A 19,286-nucleotide genomic window follows, 5' to 3' on the forward strand; every position below is an offset into this window, starting at 1 on the left:
GCTCACGTCCGAAGACTTTACGCGCTGGAGGGCCCGAACCGGACAAGGGGGTCAACCGGGGCCGACCGGCCGGACGCCGGCCCGGTCCTGGGCCAGGTCCTCAGGTCAACCGCCGGGTCGGTCGTCGGCGAGCGCCGCCTGGCCGCCGGGGACGCGGGCGCCGAGCTCCTTCCAGAAGCCGGCCCGGATCGCGTACCGGTCGTGCTCGTCGATCTGGTCGTCCTTGTGGGCGAGCAGCCCGAACCGGGCGGCGTAGCGGAGCAGCTCGCCGTCGAGGCGGTGCGGGATGCGCGGGTAGTCCGTCCACAGTACGGCCAGCCGCTGGGTGGGGCCGATCCGGTCGATCCAGCGGCGGGCGAAGACCTGGCCGACCTCCTGCGGGTCGCCGCCGATGCTGGTGATGTCCTCCTCGCGGTCGGCCCAGCGCTGCTCGGCGGAGGTGAGCTGGGCCAGCGTGGGCAGCCCGTCGCCGGCGGTGGGGGTCTCGCCGCCGTGCCGGTCCAGCCAGCCGCGGTCGGAGGTCCACCGCAGGACGGGCCCGCCGAGCGGCGCGGCGGCTGCGGCTGCGGCTGCGGGCTGCAGGGCGGGCGCCCGGTCGGCAAGGTCCTTGGGCGTGGGCACCACCTTGAGCGCGGCGGCCGGCTGGGGCGGCGGCTCCCCGGCGGCGGGCCGGCGGGCGGCCGGCGGCGCGGCGAGCAGTTCGGCGATCCCGGCGGGACGCGGCCCGGGGGCCGGGAAGACGGTGGGCAGGTCGCGCAGCCGGACCCAGCGCTCGATCCACTCGCGGTCCAGCACCCGGCGCTCGTCCGCCTCGCCGACCAGGTCCTCGGACTGGTTGAAGTCGCCGTCCGCCGCCTGCAGCGCCCAGAGGTGGACGGCCACCCCGTGCTCCTTGGCCGACATCACGCCGGGCAGCAGGTCGCCGTCGCCGGTGACCAGGACGACGTCCGCGCAGGCGTGGTTGCGGGCCAGCTCGGTGAGCTCGGCGTGCATGGCGGCGTCCACGCCCTTCTGCACCCAGCGGCCCTCGGCCCGGGTCAGCGCGCCCAGCCGGACCGTCACCCGGGGCAGCACCCGCAGCCGGCGGTGCTCGGGCAGCGGGCGGCGGTCGGGGGCGGCGTCGAACCAGTAGATCCGCAGCAGGGGCAGCCCGGTCTCCGCCTCGGCCCGCTCCCGCAGCGCGGAGATCAGCACCGAGTGGTCCACCGACACCCGCGACCGGGCCGGCTCACCCACCAGCAGGCTGGCGGCGGCACCCAGCAGGTATCCCGCGTCGACGAGGACTACGCAGCGGTCCATGTCGGCACCTCTCCTCCGGTCGGCCCCGGTGGCGGGGGGTACACCCGGCGGTCCGTGCGACCGTTGCGCTCTCCTTTACCCCCCGGCGCGCGGCCGAACCGCGGACTTTTCGCGCTCCGCTCCCGGGCCGGGCACCGAAAGGTCGCGTGGGACACCTCCCGGCCGCCACGGCCGGCCGGTGCCCCACGCGCCCCTGGAGTCGCTCCGTCAGCCGTTCAGTTCGGCGGCGACGAGTTCCGCGAGCTGGACGGTGTTGAGCGCCGCGCCCTTGCGGAGGTTGTCGTTGGAGAGGAAGAGCGAGAGCCCGTGCTCCACGGTCTCGTCCGCCCGGATGCGGCCGACGTAGGTCGGGTCCTGGCCGGCGGCCTGCAGCGGGGTCGGGATCTCGGACAGCTCCACGCCGGGCGCGCCGTCCAGCAGCTCCACCGCCCGCTCGGGGCTGAGCGGCCGCGCGAACCGCGCGTTCACCTGGAGCGAGTGGCCGGTGAACACCGGCACGCGCACGCAGGTGCCGGACACCTTGAGCTCGGGGATGCCGAGGATCTTGCGGCTCTCGTGGCGGAGCTTCTGCTCCTCGTCGGTCTCGTTGGAGCCGTCGTCCACGAGCGAGCCGGCCAGCGGCACCACGTTGAACGCGATCGGCCGCCGGTAGACGTTCGGCGCCGGGTACTCGACCGCCGCGCCGTCGTAGGCGAGCGCGTTGGCGCCGTCCACCACCTTGCGGGCCTGGTCGTGCAGCTCGGAGACGCCGGCCAGGCCGCTGCCGGAGACCGCCTGGTAGCTGGAGACGACGAGGGAGACCAGCCCGGCCTCCTCGTGCAGCGGGCGGAGCACCGGCATGGCGGCCATGGTGGTGCAGTTGGGGTTGGCGATGATGCCCTTGGGGCGGTCGCCGATGGCGTCGGGGTTGACCTCGGCGACGACCAGCGGGACCTCGGGGTCGCGGCGCCAGGCCGAGGAGTTGTCGATCACCACGGCGCCGGCCGCGGCGACCTTGGGGGCCAGCGCCTTGGAGGTGGCGCCGCCGGCGGAGAAGATCACGATGTCGAGGCCGGTGTAGTCGGCCGTGGCCGCGTCCTCGACGGTGATCTCGGTGTCCTCCCAGGGCAGCGTCCGGCCCGCCGAGCGCGCCGACGCGAACAGCCGCAGCTGCTCCACCGGGAAGTTGCGCTCCGCCAGGATCTCGCGGACCACTCCGCCGACCTGACCGGTGGCACCCACGATGCCGATCCTCATCCGACTCCTCCTGCTTTCATGTCGGGCCTGATTCGGGCCCGCACCCTGTCATCATGCCTTGTCACGGGCCCCGGACGGTGGAACGTCCCAAGGCGTGAACGCCCGGCGCCCGGGGTGGTGGCGGGCGGTGGCGGAGGTTTCCCGGTCGGTGCGTTCCCCGGCCGCAGGTTCCTCCGCGACCGGGCGGTTCGACCACGGTTTCCCCGCCGTGTGACGCTCGCCACTCCCCACCCGCACGGGGGTGTCTCAGAACTCCCCGGCGAGCGCCAGCGCCCGTCCCACCGCCTGCTCGCCCGCCGGCAGCAGCGGCAGCCGGACCCCCGGGGTGGGGATCCGTCCCTGGGCGTGCAGCACGCCCTTGACCACGGACGGGTTGGGCTCGGCGAAGGCCGCCGCGGAGAGCCGGACGAGCCGGTGGCCGAGGGCGCGGGCGTGGTCGAGGTCGCCCTTGCGCCAGGCGTCGGCGAGTTCGACGAACCGTTCGGTGGCCAGGTGCGCGGAGGCCAGGATGCCCCCGGCGGCGCCGAGCGCGAGCAGCGGCGAGAGCAGGACGTCGTCCCCGGCCAGCACTCCGGCGGGTCCGTCGGCGAGCAGTTCGACGGCGTCCTGGTCGACGGCCCCGGTGGAGAGCTTCATCCCGGCGACGCCGTCCAGCGCCAGCAGCCGCCGCAGCACCCCGGCGCCGAGCGGCTGCCCGGTGCGGTACGGGACGTGGTAGACGATCAGCGGGACGGGGCTGCCGGCGGCGAGTTCGGTGAAGTGGGCCAGCACCCCGGCCTCGCCGGCCCGGACGAAGGGCGGGACGAGTACCAGGGCGGTGTCCGCGACACCGTCCAGCGCGGCCAGGGATGCGGCGGTCTGCCGGGTGTCGGCGCCGGGGACGCCGACGGTGAGCCGGGCGCCGTGCTCCCGGCAGGCGCGGGCGGCGGTCTCGACCACCGTCCGGCGCTCCTCGGCGGTGAGCGTGCCGGGTTCGCCGGTGGTGCCGAGCGCCACCAGGCCGGCGGCGCCGGCCTCCAGGCACTGCCGGGCGAGCCGGTCCAGCGCGTCGGTGGCGAGGCTGCCGTCGGCGGCGAACGGGGTGACCAGGGGGACGTGGATGCCCTGAAGTTCCATGCCGTCGAGCCTGCCGTCGCCGCACCCGGCAGGTCCAGTTCACATTTCCGATGGTTCTCGTAAGCTGAGCCGATGCTCGACGTCCGCCGCCTGCGCCTGCTGCGCGAACTCGCCCACCACGGCACCATCGCGGCCGTGGCCGAGGCCCTCGCGTTCAGCCCGTCCGCCGTCTCCCAGCAGCTCTCCGCGCTGGAACGGGAGGCCGGGGTGCCGCTGCTGGAGCGCACCGGCCGCCGGGTGGCGCTCACCCCGGCCGGGCTCAACCTGGTCCGGCACACCGAGGCCGTACTGGAGCGGCTGGAACAGGCGAGTTCCGAACTCGCCCACGCCCGGCAGGGGTTGGCCGGGCCGCTGCGGATCGGCGCCTATCCGTCGGCGACCCGGGCGATCGTGCCCGCCGCGCTGGCCGAACTGGCCGCCCGTCACCCGGGGTTGGAGGCGATGGTGACCGAGGTCGACCCGGCCGCGGTGGCCGCGGCGCTGCGGGCCGGCGAGCTGGACGTGGCCCTGGTCCACGAGTACGACCTGGTCCCGGCCGAGCCGGAGCCCGGGGTGGCCGTCACCCGCCCGCTGTTCACCGAGCCGATGTACCTGGCGGCCCGCGGCGCCGGGACGGTCGCCGAGCAGAGCGGCGCGCCGTGGATCATGGCGCAGCCCGGGACCCTCTGCCACCAGATGGCGCTGCGGGCCTGCCAGGCCGCCGGGTTCACCCCGCGGGTCCGGCACCAGGTGGACGACTTCGGCACGGTGCTGGCCCTGGTGGCGGTGGGTCAGGGGGTGGCGCTGGTGCCGCACCTGGGCACCGCGGGCGGCCCGCCGCCGGGCGTCACCCTGACCCGGCTGCCGATGTACCGGCGGACCCGGGCGGCGTTCCGCGCGGGGGCGGCGGCGCACCCGGCGGTGGCCGCGTTCACCGCGGCGCTGCACTCGGTGGTGCCGGCCGAGCTGGGCGGCCCGCGCGACACCCGCTAGGGGAGGCGCGCTAGCCTGCCCGCATGGCCGAGTCGACGCAGCAGGACGAGTACCAGCCGGGCCGTTTCGGGCCCGACGCCACGGTGGAGGTGGAGCCCCGGTCGGTCGGGCCGGTGCGCACCGAGTACGCCCCGGACCACGACGGCGACCCGGACCCGGGCGAGATCGTCTGGACCTGGGTGCCGTACGAGGAGCGGGACGGGCGGGGCAAGGACCGCCCGGTGCTGGTGGTGGCCCGGGAGAAGGGCGGCAGCCTGCTCACCGTGATGCTCTCCAGCAAGGGCCACACCGGCCACCCGGACTGGGTGCCGATCGGCGCGGGCCCGTGGGACCGTTCCGGCCGGGACTCCTGGGTCGCCCTGGACCGGGTGATGCGGGTGCACGACGGCGGGATGCGGCGGGAGGCCTGCGCACTGGACCGGGCCCGGTTCAACCTGGTGGTGGACAGTCTGCGGCGCCGCTACCGCTGGTCCTGATAACGATCTGTCGATCGTCTTCCGCCCGACCCCGCAGCCCCGATAGAACGGTGAGGAAACGTCACCGAACACCGGGAGCCGGAAGCAATGAGCACCAGCGACCCGTCGGGATACGGCTATCCGACAGATCCCCAGAATCCCTACGGGCAGCAGAACCCCTATGGCCAGCAGCCGCCGCAGCAGAACCCGTACGGCCAGCAGCCGTACGGGCAGCCGCAGCAGCCTCAGCAGCCGTACGGCCAGCCCGGCGCCGCCCAGCCGAGTTGGCCGCTGTGGCTGTCCCCGCCCGGGCCGGGCGGCGCGCCGGTCCCCGGCACCCGCACGCTGGCCTCGGTCGGCGACCGGTTCGTGGCCCGGCTGATCGACGCCGGCGTGCTGCTGGTCCCGACGATCCTGCTGTACGCGATCATCGGCCCCTCGGTGCTGTACTACGTCGCGGCCGGCCTGGTGGCGTTCGGCTACGAGGCCGCGATGCTGCTCACCCAGGGCGGCCAGACCGTCGGCAAGAAGGTGATGAAGCTGCGGGTGGTCGACCTGGCACACGGCGGCGCCCCGGCGGAGAACGCCTACTGGATCCGCGCCGCGGTGTACGGCCTGCCGGAGGCCGTGTACTGCATAGGCTCGCTGTTCACGCTGGTCAACGTGCTGTGGCTGCTGTGGGACAAGCCGCTGCAGCAGTGCCTGCACGACAAGGCGGCCAAGACCCTGGTGGTCAAGGAAGGCTGAGCGCACCGACCCTGAGTGCACCGCACCCGGGGCGCACCGACGACGAGGGCCCCGCTGGACACGTGTCCGCCGGGGCCCTCGCCCGTCCCGGTCAGCTCGCCAGGCAGCTCGGCCCGAGCAGCTGCTTGAGGTCGCCGAACAGCGCCGGGTCGGACTTCACCCGGTGCCGGTCGAGGCGCAGCACGGTGGTCTTGCCGCGGCCCTCCAGGCGCAGCCGGACCTCGGTGGTGCCCTTGTGGTGGGTGAGCACCTCGCCGAGCCGGGCGACCAGCGGCGGGGTGATCCGGCCGCTGGGGATGTTGATGACGATCGGCGCCTCGGCGTGGGCGTTGGAGAGGTCCGGTACGGACAGCTCCATGCCCATCAGCCGCGGCACGTCCTCCCGCTTGTCCAGCTTGCCGCGGACGAACACCACGGCGTCCTCGACCAGTTGGGAGGAGACCAGCTGGTAGCTGGCCGGGAAGAACATGCAGTCGATGGAGCCGGCCAGGTCCTCGACGGTCGCGATGGCCCAGGCGTTGCCCTGCTTGGTCATCTTCCGCTGGAGGCCGGAGATGATGCCGCCGATGGTGACGATGGCGCCGTCCGGGCGCTCGGCGAGGTCGGCCACCGCGCAGTCGGCCTTGTCGGCGAGCACGTGCTCGATGCCGTGCAGCGGGTGCGAGGAGACGTACAGGCCGAGCATCTCCCGCTCCTGGGTGAGCAGGAAGGACTTCTCCCACTCCTCCTCGGAGAAGACCACGTCCAGGCCGAAGCTGGGCTCGTCGCTGCCGGCGTCGCCGCCGAACAGGTCGAACTGGCCCTCCGCCTCCTTGCGCTTGATCCCCACCACGTTGTCGATCATGGGCTCGAACTGCGCGGACAGGCCCTTGCGGGTGTGTCCGAGCGAGTCGAAGGCGCCCGCCTTGATGAGGGATTCGACGGTCCGCTTGTTGCAGACCACGGACTCCACCTTGTCCAGGAAGTCCGGGAAGGAGGCGAACTTCCCCTTGGCCTTGCGGGTGCGGATCATCGACTCGACCACCGGCCCGCCGACGTTGCGGATGGCGGTGAGGCCGAACCGGACGGTGTCGTTGCCGTGCGGGGTGAAGTCGGCGTCGGACTCGTTGACGTCCGGCGGCAGGACGCTGATGCCCATCTTGCGGGCCTCGTTGAGGTAGACCGCGGACTTGTCCTTGTCGTCCTTGACCGAGGTCAGCAGGCCGGACATGTACTCGGCCGGGTAGTTGGCCTTGAGGTAGGCCGTCCAGTAGGAGACCAGCCCGTAGCCGGCGGTGTGCGCTTTGTTGAACGCGTAGCCGGAGAAGGGGACCAGGACGTCCCACACGGCCTGGATGGCGGCGTCGGAGTAGCCGTGCTCGCGGCAGCCCTTCTGGAAGGGGACGAACTCCGCCTCCAGGATCTCCTTCTTCTTCTTGCCCATGGCGCGGCGCAGCAGGTCGGCCTGGCCGAGCGAGTAGCCGGCGAGGATCTGCGCGGCCTTCTGGACCTGCTCCTGGTAGACGATCAGGCCGTAGGTGGGCTCGAGGATCTCCTTGAGCGGCTCCTCCAGCTCCGGGTGGATCGGGGTGATCTCCTGCTGGCCGTTCTTGCGCAGGGCGTAGTTGGTGTGGGAGTTGACGCCCATCGGGCCGGGGCGGTACAGCGCGAGGACGGCGGAGATGTCCTCGAAGTTGTCGGGCTTCATCAGCCGCAGCAGCGAGCGCATGGGGCCGCCGTCGAGCTGGAAGACGCCGAGCGTGTCGCCGCGGGCGAGGAGTTCGTAGGTGGGCTTGTCGTCGAGGGGCAGATCAAGCAGGTTGATCTTGATGCCCTTGTTCTTCTCGATCGCCTTGACGGCGTCGTCCATGATCGTCAGGTTGCGCAGGCCGAGGAAGTCCATCTTGAGAAGGCCGAGGCCCTCGCAGGTGGGGTAGTCGAACTGCGTGATGGTGACGCCGTCGGTGTGCCGGGTCCAGACCGGGATGTGGTCGGTCAGCGGCTCGGCGGACATGATGACGCCGGCCGCGTGCACACCGGGCTGGCGGATTAGGCCCTCGATACCGCGGGCGGTGTCGATGACCTTCCGGACGTCCGGGTCGGTCTCGTACAGGCCGCGGATCTCGCCGGCCTCGCCGTAGCGCGGGTGCGAGGAGTCGGTGATGCCGGACAGCGGGATGCCCTTGCCCATGACGTCCGGCGGCATCGCCTTGGTGATCCGGTCGCCCATCGCGTACGGGTAGCCGAGGACGCGCGAGGAGTCCTTGATGGCGGCCTTCGCCTTGATGGTGCCGTACGTGACGATCATGGCGACCTTGTCGGAGCCCCACTTCTCCGTCACGTACCGGATCACGTCGCCGCGCCGGCGCTCGTCGAAGTCGATGTCGACGTCGGGCATGGAGATGCGCTCGGGGTTGAGGAAGCGCTCGAAGATCAGGCCGTGCGGGATCGGGTCGAGGTCGGTGATGCCCATGGCGTACGCGACCAGCGAGCCGGCCGCCGAGCCACGGCCCGGCCCCACCGCGATGCCCTGGCTCTTCGCCCACATGATGAAGTCGGCGACCACGAGGAAGTACGCCGGGAACCCCATCTGGATGATGGTGTCCATCTCGTACTCGGCGAGCTTCTTGTGCTCCTCGTCGTACCCGCCCGGGAAGCGCCAGTCCATGCCCTCCCAGACCTTGGACTTGAAGAAGTCCGCCTCGGACTCGAAGCCCTCCGGGATGGGGAAGCGCGGCATCAGGTTCTTGAACTCGAACATGCCGGCGGTGTCGACGCGGGAGGCGACCAGCAGCTGGCTGTTGCGGCAGCCCTCCTGCCAGGCGTCGGAGGTGTCCAGGCCGTACATCTCGGCGGCCGACTTGATGTAGTAGCCGGTGCCGTCGAAGCGGAAGCGGTCCGGGTCGGACAGGTTCTTGCCGGTCTGCACGCACAGCAGCAGGTCGTGCGCGCCCGCGTCGCCCTCGGTGGTGTAGTGCGAGTCGTTGGTGACCACCGGCGGGATGTTCAGTTTCTTGGAGATCTCCAGGAGGCCGTCGCGGACCCGCTTCTCGATGTCGAGCCCGTGGTCCATCAGCTCCAGGAAGTAGTTCTCCTTGCCGAAGATGTCCTGGTAGTCGGCGGCGGACTTCACCGCCTCGTCGAACTGGCCGAGGCGCAGCCGGGTCTGCACCTCGCCGGAGGGGCAGCCGGTGGTGGCCATCAGGCCGCCCGCGTGCTCGGCGATGATCTCCTTGTCCATCCGCGGCCACTTCACCAGCCAGCCCTCGGCGTAGGAGCGCGAGGTCAGCTTGAAGAGGTTGTGCAGGCCCTCCTTGTTCCGGGCCCAGATGGTCTTGTGGGTGTAGGCGCCGGACGCGGAGACGTCGTCCTTCTTCTGGTGCGGCTGGCCCCACAGGATGCGCTTGGTGTTGGAGCGGTGGTCGGGGGCGACGTACGCCTCGATGCCGATCACCGGGGTGATGCCGGCCGCGGTGGCCTGCTTGTGGAACTCCGCCGCGCCGTACATGTTGCCGTGGTCGGTCATCGCGACGTGGGTCTGCCCCAGCCGCTCGACCTCCTTGAACAGCTGCTTCAGCCGGGCGGCGCCGTCCAGCATCGAGTACTCGGTGTGGACGTGCAGGTGCGCGTACGGCTGGTCGCTCAACGCGGGGCCTCCGGGAGTCTCGGTACGGACGGGCGAAGCGGTCCGAAACACGTAAGGCCCGAGCCACCTCCAGGGCCCGGACCACGGCTTCCGCGTTCGCGGGACCGAGTCTAGTCCCCCGCCGCGGGCTTCTCTCCCGACGCGTCGGACCCCACCCGAACCTGTCACATTCGAACACCAGGTCGCCCGGGGAGGGCCGAATCCGCCCCCGCCGTCACCCCCGGGCGCTACCCTCTCGCCAGAAGACGACGAGGGGGACGGGGCACATGGCGTACGGCGGGGACGTGGTCGCGACGAGCGGTCCGGGGAAGGTGTCCGGAGGCGGCCGGGTCGCGACCGGGGTGCTGCTGCTGGTGTACTTCGCGCTCTGCGCGGTCGCGGTGGTCATCAGCCTCACCGAGGGCAACTACGACGGCATGATCGACATGGCCCACCGGAACGCCACACTGCCCTGGCTCGCCGTCGCCGGCTACTTCACCCCGCTGGTGCTCACCCTGGTCTCCACCGCGGTGCTCGCCGTGCTGGCGTTCCGGGGCGTGCGGTGGGTGGCGCCGGCGGCGGCGGTGCTGCTCCTGGTGACCACCTGCTCCGCCTCCGGTCAGCAGCTCTTCTTCCTGCTGAACAGCCGGGTGGAGGGCATCTTCGACCTGCCGTTCGACCGCATGTTCTCCGTGCTGCACCCGTTCCTCGGGATGGCCGTGGCTGTGGCCCTGACGGTCGTCGCGGCGGTCGCCCGGGCCCCGCGGGCGGCTCCCGGCGCCGGCGGTCCCTTCGCCCCGCCGCCCTTCAGCCCGCCGCCCGCCGCCCCGCCGGCGCCGCCCGCCCCGCCGACGGACCGGCCGAGCCCGGCGCCGTAGCGGCGGCGCGCGGGGAGGTCCGGCCCGGCCGTTCACGGTGCGGGCCGACCGGGGATGATCGACGGGAGGGGTGCAAGGGCACCCTCCCGCCGACCCCCGCACCACCGAAGGGCACCACACCATGGCCGACCAGCCCACCGCCGCCGATCCCCGGTCCGACCGCGCCGAGACCGTCCTGCGGGTGTTCGACTCCGCCTTCGGCGAGCTGCTGGCGCAGGACCCGGCGGCCTTCCGGGTGAAGTTCCGCAAGATGGCGGCCTCCGCCTTCGCCTTCTACCGCGGCACCGCGGCCCTGTTCTACGCCGACCTCGCCGAGGGGCCGTTCGCCGCCCACGGCGCGGCGTTCCTCGACGAGCGGACCAGCCGGGTGTGGATCCACGGCGACCTGCACGCCGAGAACTTCGGCACCTACCTCAACGCCGAGGGCCGCCTGGTCTTCAACGTCAACGACTTCGACGAGGCCTACGTCGGCGCCTTCACCTGGGACGTCCAGCGGCTGGCCGCCAGCCTGGCCCTGATCGGGTACGCCAAGGCGCTCTCCGACGACACCATCACCCGGCTGGTGCGCGCCTTCGCCGGCGCCTACCGGGCGCAGATCGCCGACCTGGCCGCCCGCGGCGCCGCCACCCCGTACACCCTGGACACCGCGCACGGCCCGATCCTGGACACGCTGCGCGAGGCCCGGCTGCAGACCCGGGTCGCCCTGCTGGAGGCGGAGACCGTGGTCGACGGCTACGACCGCCGGTTCCGGATCGGCGGCGGAGCCTTCGAGCTGGACGAGGCCACCCGGGCCGAGGTCCTCGACGCCTTCGGCCGGTACCTGGACACCCTGCCGCCGGCCTCCCGCGCCCGCCCCGAGGCCCTGCGGGTCAAGGACGTCTGCGGCCGCCGCGGGATCGGCATCGGCAGCGCCGGCCTGCCCTCGTACAACCTGCTGCTGGAGGGCCACACCGACGCCCTCGAGAACGACGTGATCATCTACATGAAGCAGGGCCAGACCCCGGCGGTCTCCCGGCACGTCACCGACCCGGAGATCCGCGGCTACTTCCAGCACGAGGGCCACCGCACGGTCATCTCCCAGCGCGCCCTCCAGGCCCACAGCGACCCGTGGCTCGGCTACACCACCCTGCACGGCCGGGGCCAGCTGGTCGCCGAGGTCTCCCCGTACGCCACCGACCTGGACTGGACGGACCTCAACGAGCCGGCCGACCTGCTCGCCGTCACCGAGTACCTCGGCCGGGCCACCGCCACCATGCACGCGGCGGCCGACGAGTCCTCCAGCGGCCACAGCCTGGTGCCGTTCTCCACCGAGCACGCCATCGACGCGGCGATCAGCGCCGACGAGGACGGCTTCACGGACATGCTGGTGGAGTTCGCCCACGCCTACGGCGACCGGGCCCGCACCGACCACCAGCTCTTCGTCGACCTGTTCCGCAACGGCCGGATCCCCGGCCTGTGAGCCGCTGACCCCCGCTCACCAGGGGTTCCTCCGGCGGGATTCCCCCTCCGTCCGTCGACCAGTACGCTCGGCGCCGACGACTCGGAGGGGGTCCCCATGTCCTTCGGCCACGCGCCGCGCCCCAAGGACGGCAGCCTGATCGCCGTCGGCTTCCTCGGCCTGCTGCAGCTCGTGATCGAGCTGGCGGTGCTGGTGTACGACTTCAGCCAGGCCGGCCCGGAGTACGTCTCCACCGCCCTGGGCATCTCCTACGACCACTACGTGCGGGGGCCGGTGGGCTTCTTCAGCAACGACACCGCCCTGGTCGTGGCGCTGGCGGTGGTGGCCGTCGGGGCGTTCTCCGGCCGCCGCTGGGCCCGCCCGACGGCGGTGGCGGTGCTCGGGGTGAACGCGTTCTCCTCGCTGATGCTGCTGGTCAACCAGCTGGTCTCGGACGAGGCGCGCGAGCACGTCGTGGACGGCCTGGACAGCGTGCTGCTGAACCTGACCCTGGTCGCCGCGGTGCTGATCGCGCTGGCCTGCGGCGTGGTGGTCGCCGCCACCGGGCGGCCGGCGGCACCCGCCGTGCCGTACGCGCCGCCGTTCGGCGCGGCCCCGTACGGCGGGCCCTTCGCCCCGCCCGCGCCCGCCGGGCCGTACGCGCCGCCCGTCCCGGGACCGTTCCCCGGCCCGGCCCAGCCGGCCCCCGCACCCCAGGCCGCGGCGCCGCAGGCCCAGGCGCCGCAGGCCCAGGCGCCGCAGGCCCAGGCCGCTCCCGCCGCCCCGCCCACCGTGGTGGACCGGCCGGCCGTCCCGCCGGTGCCGCCCGCTCCGCCCACGGCGCCGCCCGCCGCCTGACGCCCGCTCACCCGGCCGCCGGGCTGCGGCCGCCGGGCCGGATCAGCCGTCGAGTTCGGCGAGGAAGTCGAGGGCGACGGCCCAGGTGCGCTCGGCGGCCTCCTCGTCGTAGTCCGGCAGCTCGGGGTCGGTGTAGAGGTGGCCGGCGCCGCGGTAGCGGTGGACCTCCACGTCGGCACCGGCCTTGACCATGCCCAGGTACCAGGTGTTCAGCCAGTCCTCGGGCTCGAACGGGTCGGGCTCGGCGACGTGCAGCTGGACCGGGATACCGGTGGTGGCGTCCTCGCGGATGTCCGAGGTGCCGTGCAGGAGCAGCAGACCTCGGGCGCTCTCGTCGGCCAGGGCGAGGTTCTGGGCGATCGCGCCGCCGAGCGAGAGGCCCGCGTAGACCAGGCTGGCGCTGTCCTCGGTGGGCGCGAGCAGCGGGGCGACGGCGGTCACGGCCCGGCGGAGCAGCTCGTCGTTGGTGACCTCGTCGCGGTAGGCCATGCCCTCCTCGACGGTGTCGAAAATGCGGCCGTCGTACAGGTCGGGGGTGTGCACCCGGTGCCCGGCGGCCTGCAGCCGGTCGGCGGCGGCGTGCACGGCGGGGCGCAGGCCGTAGGCGGAGTGGAAGAGGACGATCTGTGCCACGGGTGGTTCCTCGGGTCGGCGGACGGGGGTCGTCCCCATCATCGCGCACGGCGCCACCGCGCCCGGCCCGCCGCTCGGCGGACCGGGCGCGGTGGCGCCGTCGGCGGGTCAGTACTGCGTGGTGAGGGTGACTCCGCTGAAGTCCCGGAAGGCGTGCAGGCTGATGTACACCCAGCCGGCCGGGGGGTTCTTGACGGTCAGCGACTCGGTGGTGGTGGCGCCCCAGGACCGCGAGGTGTACGAGGTCGTGGTGGCCCAGCCGGTGGCGCTGTAGTAGAGGTCGGCGTCGCCGGTCCCGCCGCTGGTGGTGATCTTCAGCTGGGAGACGCCGGCCGGCAGGTAGAGGAAGTGGTGGCTGTAGTTCCCGGCGGTGGCCGAGAGGTTGGAGCGGCGGCAGTTGCGGTCGAGCTGCCGGGTGTCGGCGCCGGTGCACTCGGCGATGGCGGCGGTGACGGCCTTGCTGGTGGTCGCGGTGGCGCCCTTGTCGTCGGTGACGGTCAGCTTGACGGTGTAGGTGCCGTAGGCGCCGTAGGTCTTGACCGGGTTGGCCGCGGTGGAGGTGGTGCCGTCGCCGAAGTCCCAGGAGCGGGCGGCGACGGTGCCGTCGGCGTCGGTGGAGCGGTCGGTGAAGGCCACGCTCAGTCCGGCCACGGCGGCGTCGAAGGCGGCGGTGGGCGCCTGGTTGACCGGCGGCACGGTGGTGCCGCAGCCGCCGCCGGCGCAGGCGGTGAGCCAGGTGTCGAAGTCGGCGTCGTAGCGGGTGCCGATGGTGGAGGTCAGCAGGGTGCGGGCGCCCGCCCAGTCACCGGCGCGGTACTTGGCGAGCAGGGCGTCCACGTCGGCGCGGTGCGACTGGATCATGTACCGGACCGCCAGGTAGCCCCAGTTGTAGACCCGGGTGGAGTCACTGTTGGCGTAGGTGGTGTCGAAGAGGGTGCTGAGCCGGTAGGTGTGCTTGCCGGCCTGGGTGACGGCCGCGTCGTAGGTGACGCCGCGGTAGCTGTAGGAGACGTACTCGGCGAAGCCCTCGACCCACCAGACGGTCGGGGTGCTCGTACCGGCGGCGAAGTCGCCGTACATGTCGAACCGGCCGTCGAGGTAGTGGGTGTACTCGTGGTTGAGGTTCCAGACCTGGAAGGCGGGGCGCAGCCACTCGGCCTCGTGGGCGATGAACCGGGGCTGGTTGCCGGCGGCGGCCGGGTCGCCCTCCAGGTACATGCCGCCGTTGTTGGTGTCGATGCCGTAGATCATGCCGGCGTAGGTCTTGTAGTCCGTGCTGGAGTCGAAGACCACCACCTCGATGGAGGTGTTCCGGTCGTTCGCCACCGGGCCGCCGTCGCGGACCACGCCGTGGAAGTAGGCGTCCTGGTTCTTCAGGCTGGTGCAGGTGGCGTCGAGTTCGGCGGCGCTCATCTGCTGGGCCCTGACGCGGATGCTCGGGCTACAGGTGTAGTCGATGGTGAGGACGGCGGCCCGGAGCCGGTTGGCGAGGTCGCAGGTGTCGTAGTAGGCGCAGTTGGCCTTGTCGTACTGGTCGGCCATCTCGGCGAGGCCGACCCAGAGCGCGGCGGTGCGGCCGGTGATGGTGCTCTGGCCGAGCAGGTTCTTCACCAGCGGGCGGACCTTCGGCTGCAGCGCGGCGTACTGCAGGAACCGGCCGAGCTCGCGGCCCGCGTTGGCGACCAGGAAGCCGCTGTCGGTGCCGAGTTGGGCGTTGTTGGCGGTGGCGAACGCGGTCAGGGTGTCGGTCACGCTGGGGTCGGCCTGGACGGCGGCGACGAAGTCGGGGCTCTGGTGCCCACGCCACAGCACCGTGTACGTGTTGTTGACGGCCGCGCGCATCCACCAGGACTGGTTGTAGGCGGGGGTGTAGTCGGTGAGCAGGCGCTTGACCACCGGCAGGTAGCGGGCGTTCTCGCCGGCGCTGTCGATCAGGGTGACGGCCTCGGCGAGGGTCTGGCCGTTGGCGTCGTTGACGTCCCGGGAGTGCGCCGAGCCGTGGAAGCCGTCCAGGGCGCCGCGGATCGAGCTCTGCAGCGCGGCACCGTACGGGCCGACGTCGCTCTGGTGGTACCACTGCACGAAGTAGCCGGCGCGCAGGTACAGCACCAGCTGGAGGGTGGAGGTGCTGTTGTCGCCGGGGTAGGCGGCGGCGTTGTCGCGCAGCGCGTCGGCCACGGTGACCATCTGCGCCTCGCGGAAGGCGCCGCGGGCGTCGGTGCCGGTGAGGTTGAACAGCGTGTTGACGCAGTCGGTGCCCGAGGACTTGATCAGCTGGACCAGGGCACCGCCGGTCCGTCCGGTGAAGTCGGAGACGTTGCAGGCGGCGGCCGTCAGGGCGGCGCGGGGTGCCGCCGGCGGCTGCTCGTCGGCCGGCTGGTGCGGGGCGCGGTCGCGCAGCGCCGTCCCGCCGGAGTCGTGACGGGCCGCCAGGTCGCCGCCGGTGGCGGGCCGGGGTGCCGCGGTGGTGGAGGGTTTCTGGCCGGGGCGGGCGGGGGCGGCCTGGGCCTGCGGGGTGAACAGGCCGGCCGACACCAGCAGGGCCAGTGACGCGGCCAGGGTTCTGGCCAGGGGTTTGGTCGATATCCGGGAGGTTCGCACGGTGGGGGCCTCCGGGCCGGGGATCGAGCCGCTTGGGGGGCGGCTTCTGACGATGTGACATGTACCATGGCACACTTGACATGTCAGTGGAAGACCCCGGGCGACAGGTGTGGACAGGCGAATGAAGATTCGACGAACTGTCAGAAAGATGTATGGACATGCCATTACCTGTGAGTAACCTGATCGAATGTGACCGAGTCTCCCGACACCCAGTCCCCCGCCCGGCCGCGTCGCCGCCGGGTCCTCAAGGCCGCCGCCCTCACCGCCGGTGCGGCCGCCCTCCCGATCTCCCTCTCCGGGACGGCCACCGCCGCCGCCGCGCCGGAGTTCCTGCACGGCGTCGCCTCGGGCGACCCGCTGCCCGACGGCATCCTGCTCTGGACCCGGGTGACCCCCTCCCCCGAGGCCCAGCCGGGCTCCCGCCTCGGCGCGGACACCGAGGTGACCTGGCAGCTGGCCGCCGACAGATCCTTCGCCACCCTGGTGGCGACCGGCACCGTGACCGCCACCGCGGCCACCGACCACACCGTCAAGGCGGACGTCCGCGGCCTCACCCCGGACACCGCGTACTGGTACCGCTTCACCGCGGGCGGCGTCAGCTCCCCGGTCGGCCGCACCCGCACCACCCCCGCCGCCGACGCCCCCCTCGACCGGCTGCGGCTCGGCGTCGCCTCCTGCGCCAACTGGGAGGCCGGCTACTTCTCCGCGTACCGGCACCTGGCGACCCGCGGCGACCTGGACGCCTTCCTCTTCCTCGGCGACTACATCTACGAGTACAAGTCCGGGGAGTTCTGCGCCCGCGGCAGCGTGGTCCGCCCGCACGCACCCGCCCACGAGATCACCACCCTCGCCGACTACCGCACCCGGCACGGCCGTTACAAGACCGACCCGGACCTGCAGACGCTGCACGCCCAGGTGCCGACCATCGCCATCTGGGACGACCACGAGTTCGCCAACGACGCCTGGTCCGGCGGCGCCGAGAACCACACCCCCGGCACCGAGGGCGACTGGGCGGCCCGGATGGCCGCCGCCAAGCAGGCCTACTTCGAGTGGATGCCGGTCCGCCCGTCGATCGCCGGCACCACCTTCCGCCGACTGCGCTACGGCAAGCTGGCCGACCTGCACCTGCTCGACCTGCGCTCGTTCCGCTCCGAGCAGGTCAAGACCGGCAACGGCGGCGTGGACTCGGCCGACCGCACCCTCACCGGCCGCGCCCAGCTCGACTGGCTGAAGGCCGGCCTCGCCTCCTCCGACACCCGCTGGCGGCTGATCGGCAACGAGGTGATGATCTCCCCGGTCGCCTTCTTCTCGCTGCCGGACTACCTCCTGCGCCCGCTCGCCAAGCTGCTCGGCCTGCCCTCCGAGGGCCTGGCGGTCAACACCGACCAGTGGGACGGCTACACCCACGACCGCCGCGAGCTGCTCGGTCACCTCAAGCAGCACGGCATCAAGAACACCGTCTTCCTCACCGGCGACATCCACTCCGCCTGGGCCGCGGACGTCCCGGAGGAGGCCGCCACCTACCCGGCCTCGGAGAGCCTGGCGACCGAGTTCGTGGTGACCTCCGTCACCTCCGACAACATCGACGACATCCTCAAGGTGGCGCCGCACACCGTCTCGCTGGCGGCCGTCGCCGCCATCCAGGCGGCCAACCGTCACATCAAGTGGGTGGACCTCGACTCGCACGGCTACGGCGTCCTCGACATCACCGCTGACCAGGTGCAGATGGACTACTTCACGCTGTCCGACCGCACCCGCGAGGACTCCGCCACCAAGTGGGCCCGGTCCTACCGGACCCGCACCGGCACCCAGCGCGTGGAGCGCGTCTGGAGCCCGGTGAAGTAGTCACCCCCCGGGATGTGTTCGGATACGACCCGTCAGGTGCTATCTCAAACATGAGATAGTGTCTGGCGGGTGACCGACGACTACCTCGCCCGCATCGGCAACCTCATCCGCACCTCGCGTCAGCACCGCGGCCTGACCCAGGGGCAGCTCGCGGAGGCCCTGGGCACCAGCCAGAGCGCCGTCAACCGGATGGAACGCGGCCAGCAGAATCTCAGCCTTGAGATGATCGCCAGGATCGGCGAGGCCCTGGACAGCGAGATCGTCTCCCTCGGCTACGCCGGCCCGATGCACCTGCGGGTCGAGGGCGGCCGCCGCCTCTCCGGCTCGATCGACGTCCGGACCAGCAAGAACGCCTGCGTCGCGCTGCTCTGCGCCTCCCTGCTGACCACCGGCCGGACCACCCTGCGCCGGGTCGCCCGGATCGAGGAGGTCTACCGGATCCTGGAGGTCCTGTCCAGCATCGGCGTCAAGGCCCGCTGGACCAACGACGGCCGCGACCTCGAACTCACCCCGCCCGCCGAGCTCCGGCTCGACGCCATGGACGTCGCCGCCGCCCGCCGCACCCGCAGCGTCCTGATGCTGCTCGGCCCGCTGATGCACCGCGCCGAGCGCTTCCGCATCCCGTACGCCGGCGGCTGCGACCTCGGCACCCGGACCGTCCTGCCGCACCTCACGGCACTCCGCCGGTTCGGCCTGGAGGTCACCGCCACCGAGGGCAGCTACCACGCCCGGGTGGAGCCGGGGATCTCCCCCGCCCGCGCCATCGTGCTGACCGAGCGCGGGGACACCGTCACCGAGAACGCCCTGCTCGCCGCCGCCCGCAACGACGGCGTCACGGTGATCCGCAACGCCAGCCCCAACTACATGGTCCAGGACCTCTGCTTCTTCCTGGAGCAGCTCGGCGTCAAGGTCGAGGGCATCGGCACCACCACCCTCACCGTGCACGGCCTGCCCGAGATCACCTGCGACGTGGACTACTCCCCCGCCGAGGACCCGGTGGAGGCGATGAGCCTGCTCGCCGCCGCCGTGGTGACCTCCTCCGAGCTGGAGATCCGCCGCGTCCCGGTCGAGTTCATGGAGATCGAGCTCGCCGTCCTGGAGGGCATGGGCCTGGACTACGACCGCGGGCCCGAGTACCCGGCGCACAACGGCCGCACCCGGCTGGTCGACCTGACGGTCCGCCCGTCCAAGCTCACCGCCCCCGCCGACAGCATCCACCCGATGCCGTTCCCGGGCATCAACATCGACCACATCCCGTTCTTCGCGGTGATCGCCGCCTCCGCGCACGGCACCACGCTGATCCACGACTGGGTGTACGACAACCGGGCCATCTACCTCACCGAGCTCACCCGGCTCGGCGCGGACGTCAAGCTGCTCGACCCGCACCGCGTCCTGGTCCAGGGCCCGACCGTCCGCTGGCGCGCCACCGAGATGATGTGCCCGCCCGCCCTGCGGCCCGCCGTGGTCACCCTCCTCGGCATGCTCGCCGCCGAGGGCACCTCCGTCCTGCGGAACGTCTACGTCATCAACCGCGGCTACGAGGACCTCGCCGAACGCCTCAACTCCCTCGGCGCCCGCATCGAGACCTTCCGCGACATCTAGCA

The 19,286-nt window shown here is 72.4% G+C and carries 14 protein-coding genes; 8 read left to right on the forward strand and 6 right to left on the reverse strand.

All coding sequences use genetic code 11. From position 1 onward, the window contains the following. Positions 1–105: 105 nt before the first annotated feature. The 3 genes from ABWK59_RS09640 to ABWK59_RS09650 form a co-directional block, all read right to left on the reverse strand. Positions 106–1,299, reverse strand: a complete 1,194-nt coding sequence (locus ABWK59_RS09640) for an NYN domain-containing protein (protein WP_354639610.1) — start codon at positions 1,297–1,299, stop codon at positions 106–108. A gap of 207 nt (positions 1,300–1,506) precedes the next feature. After that, entirely contained in the window at positions 1,507–2,535 is a 1,029-nt protein-coding gene (locus ABWK59_RS09645) for an aspartate-semialdehyde dehydrogenase (protein ID WP_354639612.1), read from the reverse strand. A 246-nt stretch (positions 2,536–2,781) separates the two neighbouring features. Further along, complete coding sequence (locus tag ABWK59_RS09650) at positions 2,782–3,651, reverse strand: dihydrodipicolinate synthase family protein (protein WP_354639613.1); 870 nt, start codon at positions 3,649–3,651, stop codon at positions 2,782–2,784. A 72-nt stretch (positions 3,652–3,723) separates the two neighbouring features. On the opposite strand from ABWK59_RS09650, the gene ABWK59_RS09655 reads away from it, so the two are divergent. The 3 genes from ABWK59_RS09655 to ABWK59_RS09665 all read left to right on the forward strand — a co-directional run bounded on the left by ABWK59_RS09655 (position 3,724) and on the right by ABWK59_RS09665 (position 5,825). Next, positions 3,724–4,623 carry a LysR substrate-binding domain-containing protein gene (locus tag ABWK59_RS09655; RefSeq protein WP_354639615.1) on the forward strand — a complete coding sequence of 300 codons (900 nt, stop codon included), beginning with the start codon at positions 3,724–3,726 and terminating at the stop codon, positions 4,621–4,623. Positions 4,624–4,646: 23 nt separating this feature from the next. Then, complete coding sequence (locus ABWK59_RS09660) at positions 4,647–5,099, forward strand: type II toxin-antitoxin system PemK/MazF family toxin (RefSeq protein WP_354639617.1); 453 nt, start codon at positions 4,647–4,649, stop codon at positions 5,097–5,099. Between the two features lie 87 nt (positions 5,100–5,186). Further along, positions 5,187–5,825, forward strand: coding sequence for an RDD family protein (locus tag ABWK59_RS09665; RefSeq protein WP_354639619.1), 639 nt, complete (start codon positions 5,187–5,189; stop codon positions 5,823–5,825). 91 nt (positions 5,826–5,916) lie between these two features. On the opposite strand, the gene dnaE is transcribed toward ABWK59_RS09665, so the two are convergent. Continuing rightward, positions 5,917–9,450, reverse strand: a complete 3,534-nt coding sequence (dnaE, locus tag ABWK59_RS09670) for a DNA polymerase III subunit alpha (protein ID WP_354639620.1) — start codon at positions 9,448–9,450, stop codon at positions 5,917–5,919. Between the two features lie 266 nt (positions 9,451–9,716). Here dnaE and ABWK59_RS09675 point away from each other — a divergent pair, with 266 nt between their 5' ends. The 3 genes from ABWK59_RS09675 (at position 9,717) to ABWK59_RS09685 (ending at position 12,603) form a co-directional block, all read left to right on the forward strand. Next, positions 9,717–10,307 carry a hypothetical protein gene (locus ABWK59_RS09675; RefSeq protein ID WP_354639622.1) on the forward strand — a complete coding sequence of 197 codons (591 nt, stop codon included), beginning with the start codon at positions 9,717–9,719 and terminating at the stop codon, positions 10,305–10,307. Between the two features lie 121 nt (positions 10,308–10,428). Then, entirely contained in the window at positions 10,429–11,766 is a 1,338-nt protein-coding gene (locus ABWK59_RS09680) for a DUF2252 domain-containing protein (RefSeq protein WP_354639624.1), read from the forward strand. A gap of 96 nt (positions 11,767–11,862) precedes the next feature. Further along, positions 11,863–12,603, forward strand: coding sequence for a hypothetical protein (locus ABWK59_RS09685; RefSeq protein WP_354639626.1), 741 nt, complete (start codon positions 11,863–11,865; stop codon positions 12,601–12,603). A 42-nt stretch (positions 12,604–12,645) separates the two neighbouring features. Here the strand turns inward: ABWK59_RS09685 and ABWK59_RS09690 are convergent, their stop codons facing one another. Beyond that, positions 12,646–13,275 carry a dienelactone hydrolase family protein gene (locus ABWK59_RS09690; protein WP_354639628.1) on the reverse strand — a complete coding sequence of 210 codons (630 nt, stop codon included), beginning with the start codon at positions 13,273–13,275 and terminating at the stop codon, positions 12,646–12,648. 69 nt (positions 13,276–13,344) lie between these two features. Continuing rightward, complete coding sequence (locus ABWK59_RS09695) at positions 13,345–15,837, reverse strand: collagenase (RefSeq protein ID WP_354639629.1); 2,493 nt, start codon at positions 15,835–15,837, stop codon at positions 13,345–13,347. A 189-nt stretch (positions 15,838–16,026) separates the two neighbouring features. Between ABWK59_RS09695 and ABWK59_RS09700 the strand changes: the two genes are divergently transcribed. Continuing rightward, positions 16,027–17,682, forward strand: coding sequence for an alkaline phosphatase D family protein (locus tag ABWK59_RS09700; protein WP_354639630.1), 1,656 nt, complete (start codon positions 16,027–16,029; stop codon positions 17,680–17,682). Positions 17,683–17,751: 69 nt separating this feature from the next. Next, positions 17,752–19,284, forward strand: coding sequence for a helix-turn-helix domain-containing protein (locus tag ABWK59_RS09705; RefSeq protein WP_354639632.1), 1,533 nt, complete (start codon positions 17,752–17,754; stop codon positions 19,282–19,284). The last annotated feature ends 2 nt before the right edge of the window (positions 19,285–19,286 follow it).

It is taken from the genome of Kitasatospora sp. HUAS MG31 (assembly GCF_040571325.1).
In the GTDB taxonomy this organism is placed as follows: Bacteria; Actinomycetota; Actinomycetes; order Streptomycetales; family Streptomycetaceae; genus Kitasatospora; species Kitasatospora camelliae.

Coding starts and splice junctions, on each gene's coding strand:
- ABWK59_RS09680 (WP_354639624.1), top strand. CDS start 10,429: ATGGCCGACCAGCCCACCGCCGCCGATCCCCGGTCCGACCGCGCCGAG.
- ABWK59_RS09640 (WP_354639610.1), bottom strand. CDS start 1,299: ATGGACCGCTGCGTAGTCCTCGTCGACGCGGGATACCTGCTGGGTGCC.
- ABWK59_RS09690 (WP_354639628.1), bottom strand. CDS start 13,275: ATGGGGACGACCCCCGTCCGCCGACCCGAGGAACCACCCGTGGCACAG.
- ABWK59_RS09665 (WP_354639619.1), top strand. CDS start 5,187: ATGAGCACCAGCGACCCGTCGGGATACGGCTATCCGACAGATCCCCAG.
- ABWK59_RS09650 (WP_354639613.1), bottom strand. CDS start 3,651: ATGGAACTTCAGGGCATCCACGTCCCCCTGGTCACCCCGTTCGCCGCC.
- ABWK59_RS09655 (WP_354639615.1), top strand. CDS start 3,724: ATGCTCGACGTCCGCCGCCTGCGCCTGCTGCGCGAACTCGCCCACCAC.
- ABWK59_RS09645 (WP_354639612.1), bottom strand. CDS start 2,535: ATGAGGATCGGCATCGTGGGTGCCACCGGTCAGGTCGGCGGAGTGGTC.
- ABWK59_RS09685 (WP_354639626.1), top strand. CDS start 11,863: ATGTCCTTCGGCCACGCGCCGCGCCCCAAGGACGGCAGCCTGATCGCC.
- ABWK59_RS09675 (WP_354639622.1), top strand. CDS start 9,717: ATGGCGTACGGCGGGGACGTGGTCGCGACGAGCGGTCCGGGGAAGGTG.
- ABWK59_RS09660 (WP_354639617.1), top strand. CDS start 4,647: ATGGCCGAGTCGACGCAGCAGGACGAGTACCAGCCGGGCCGTTTCGGG.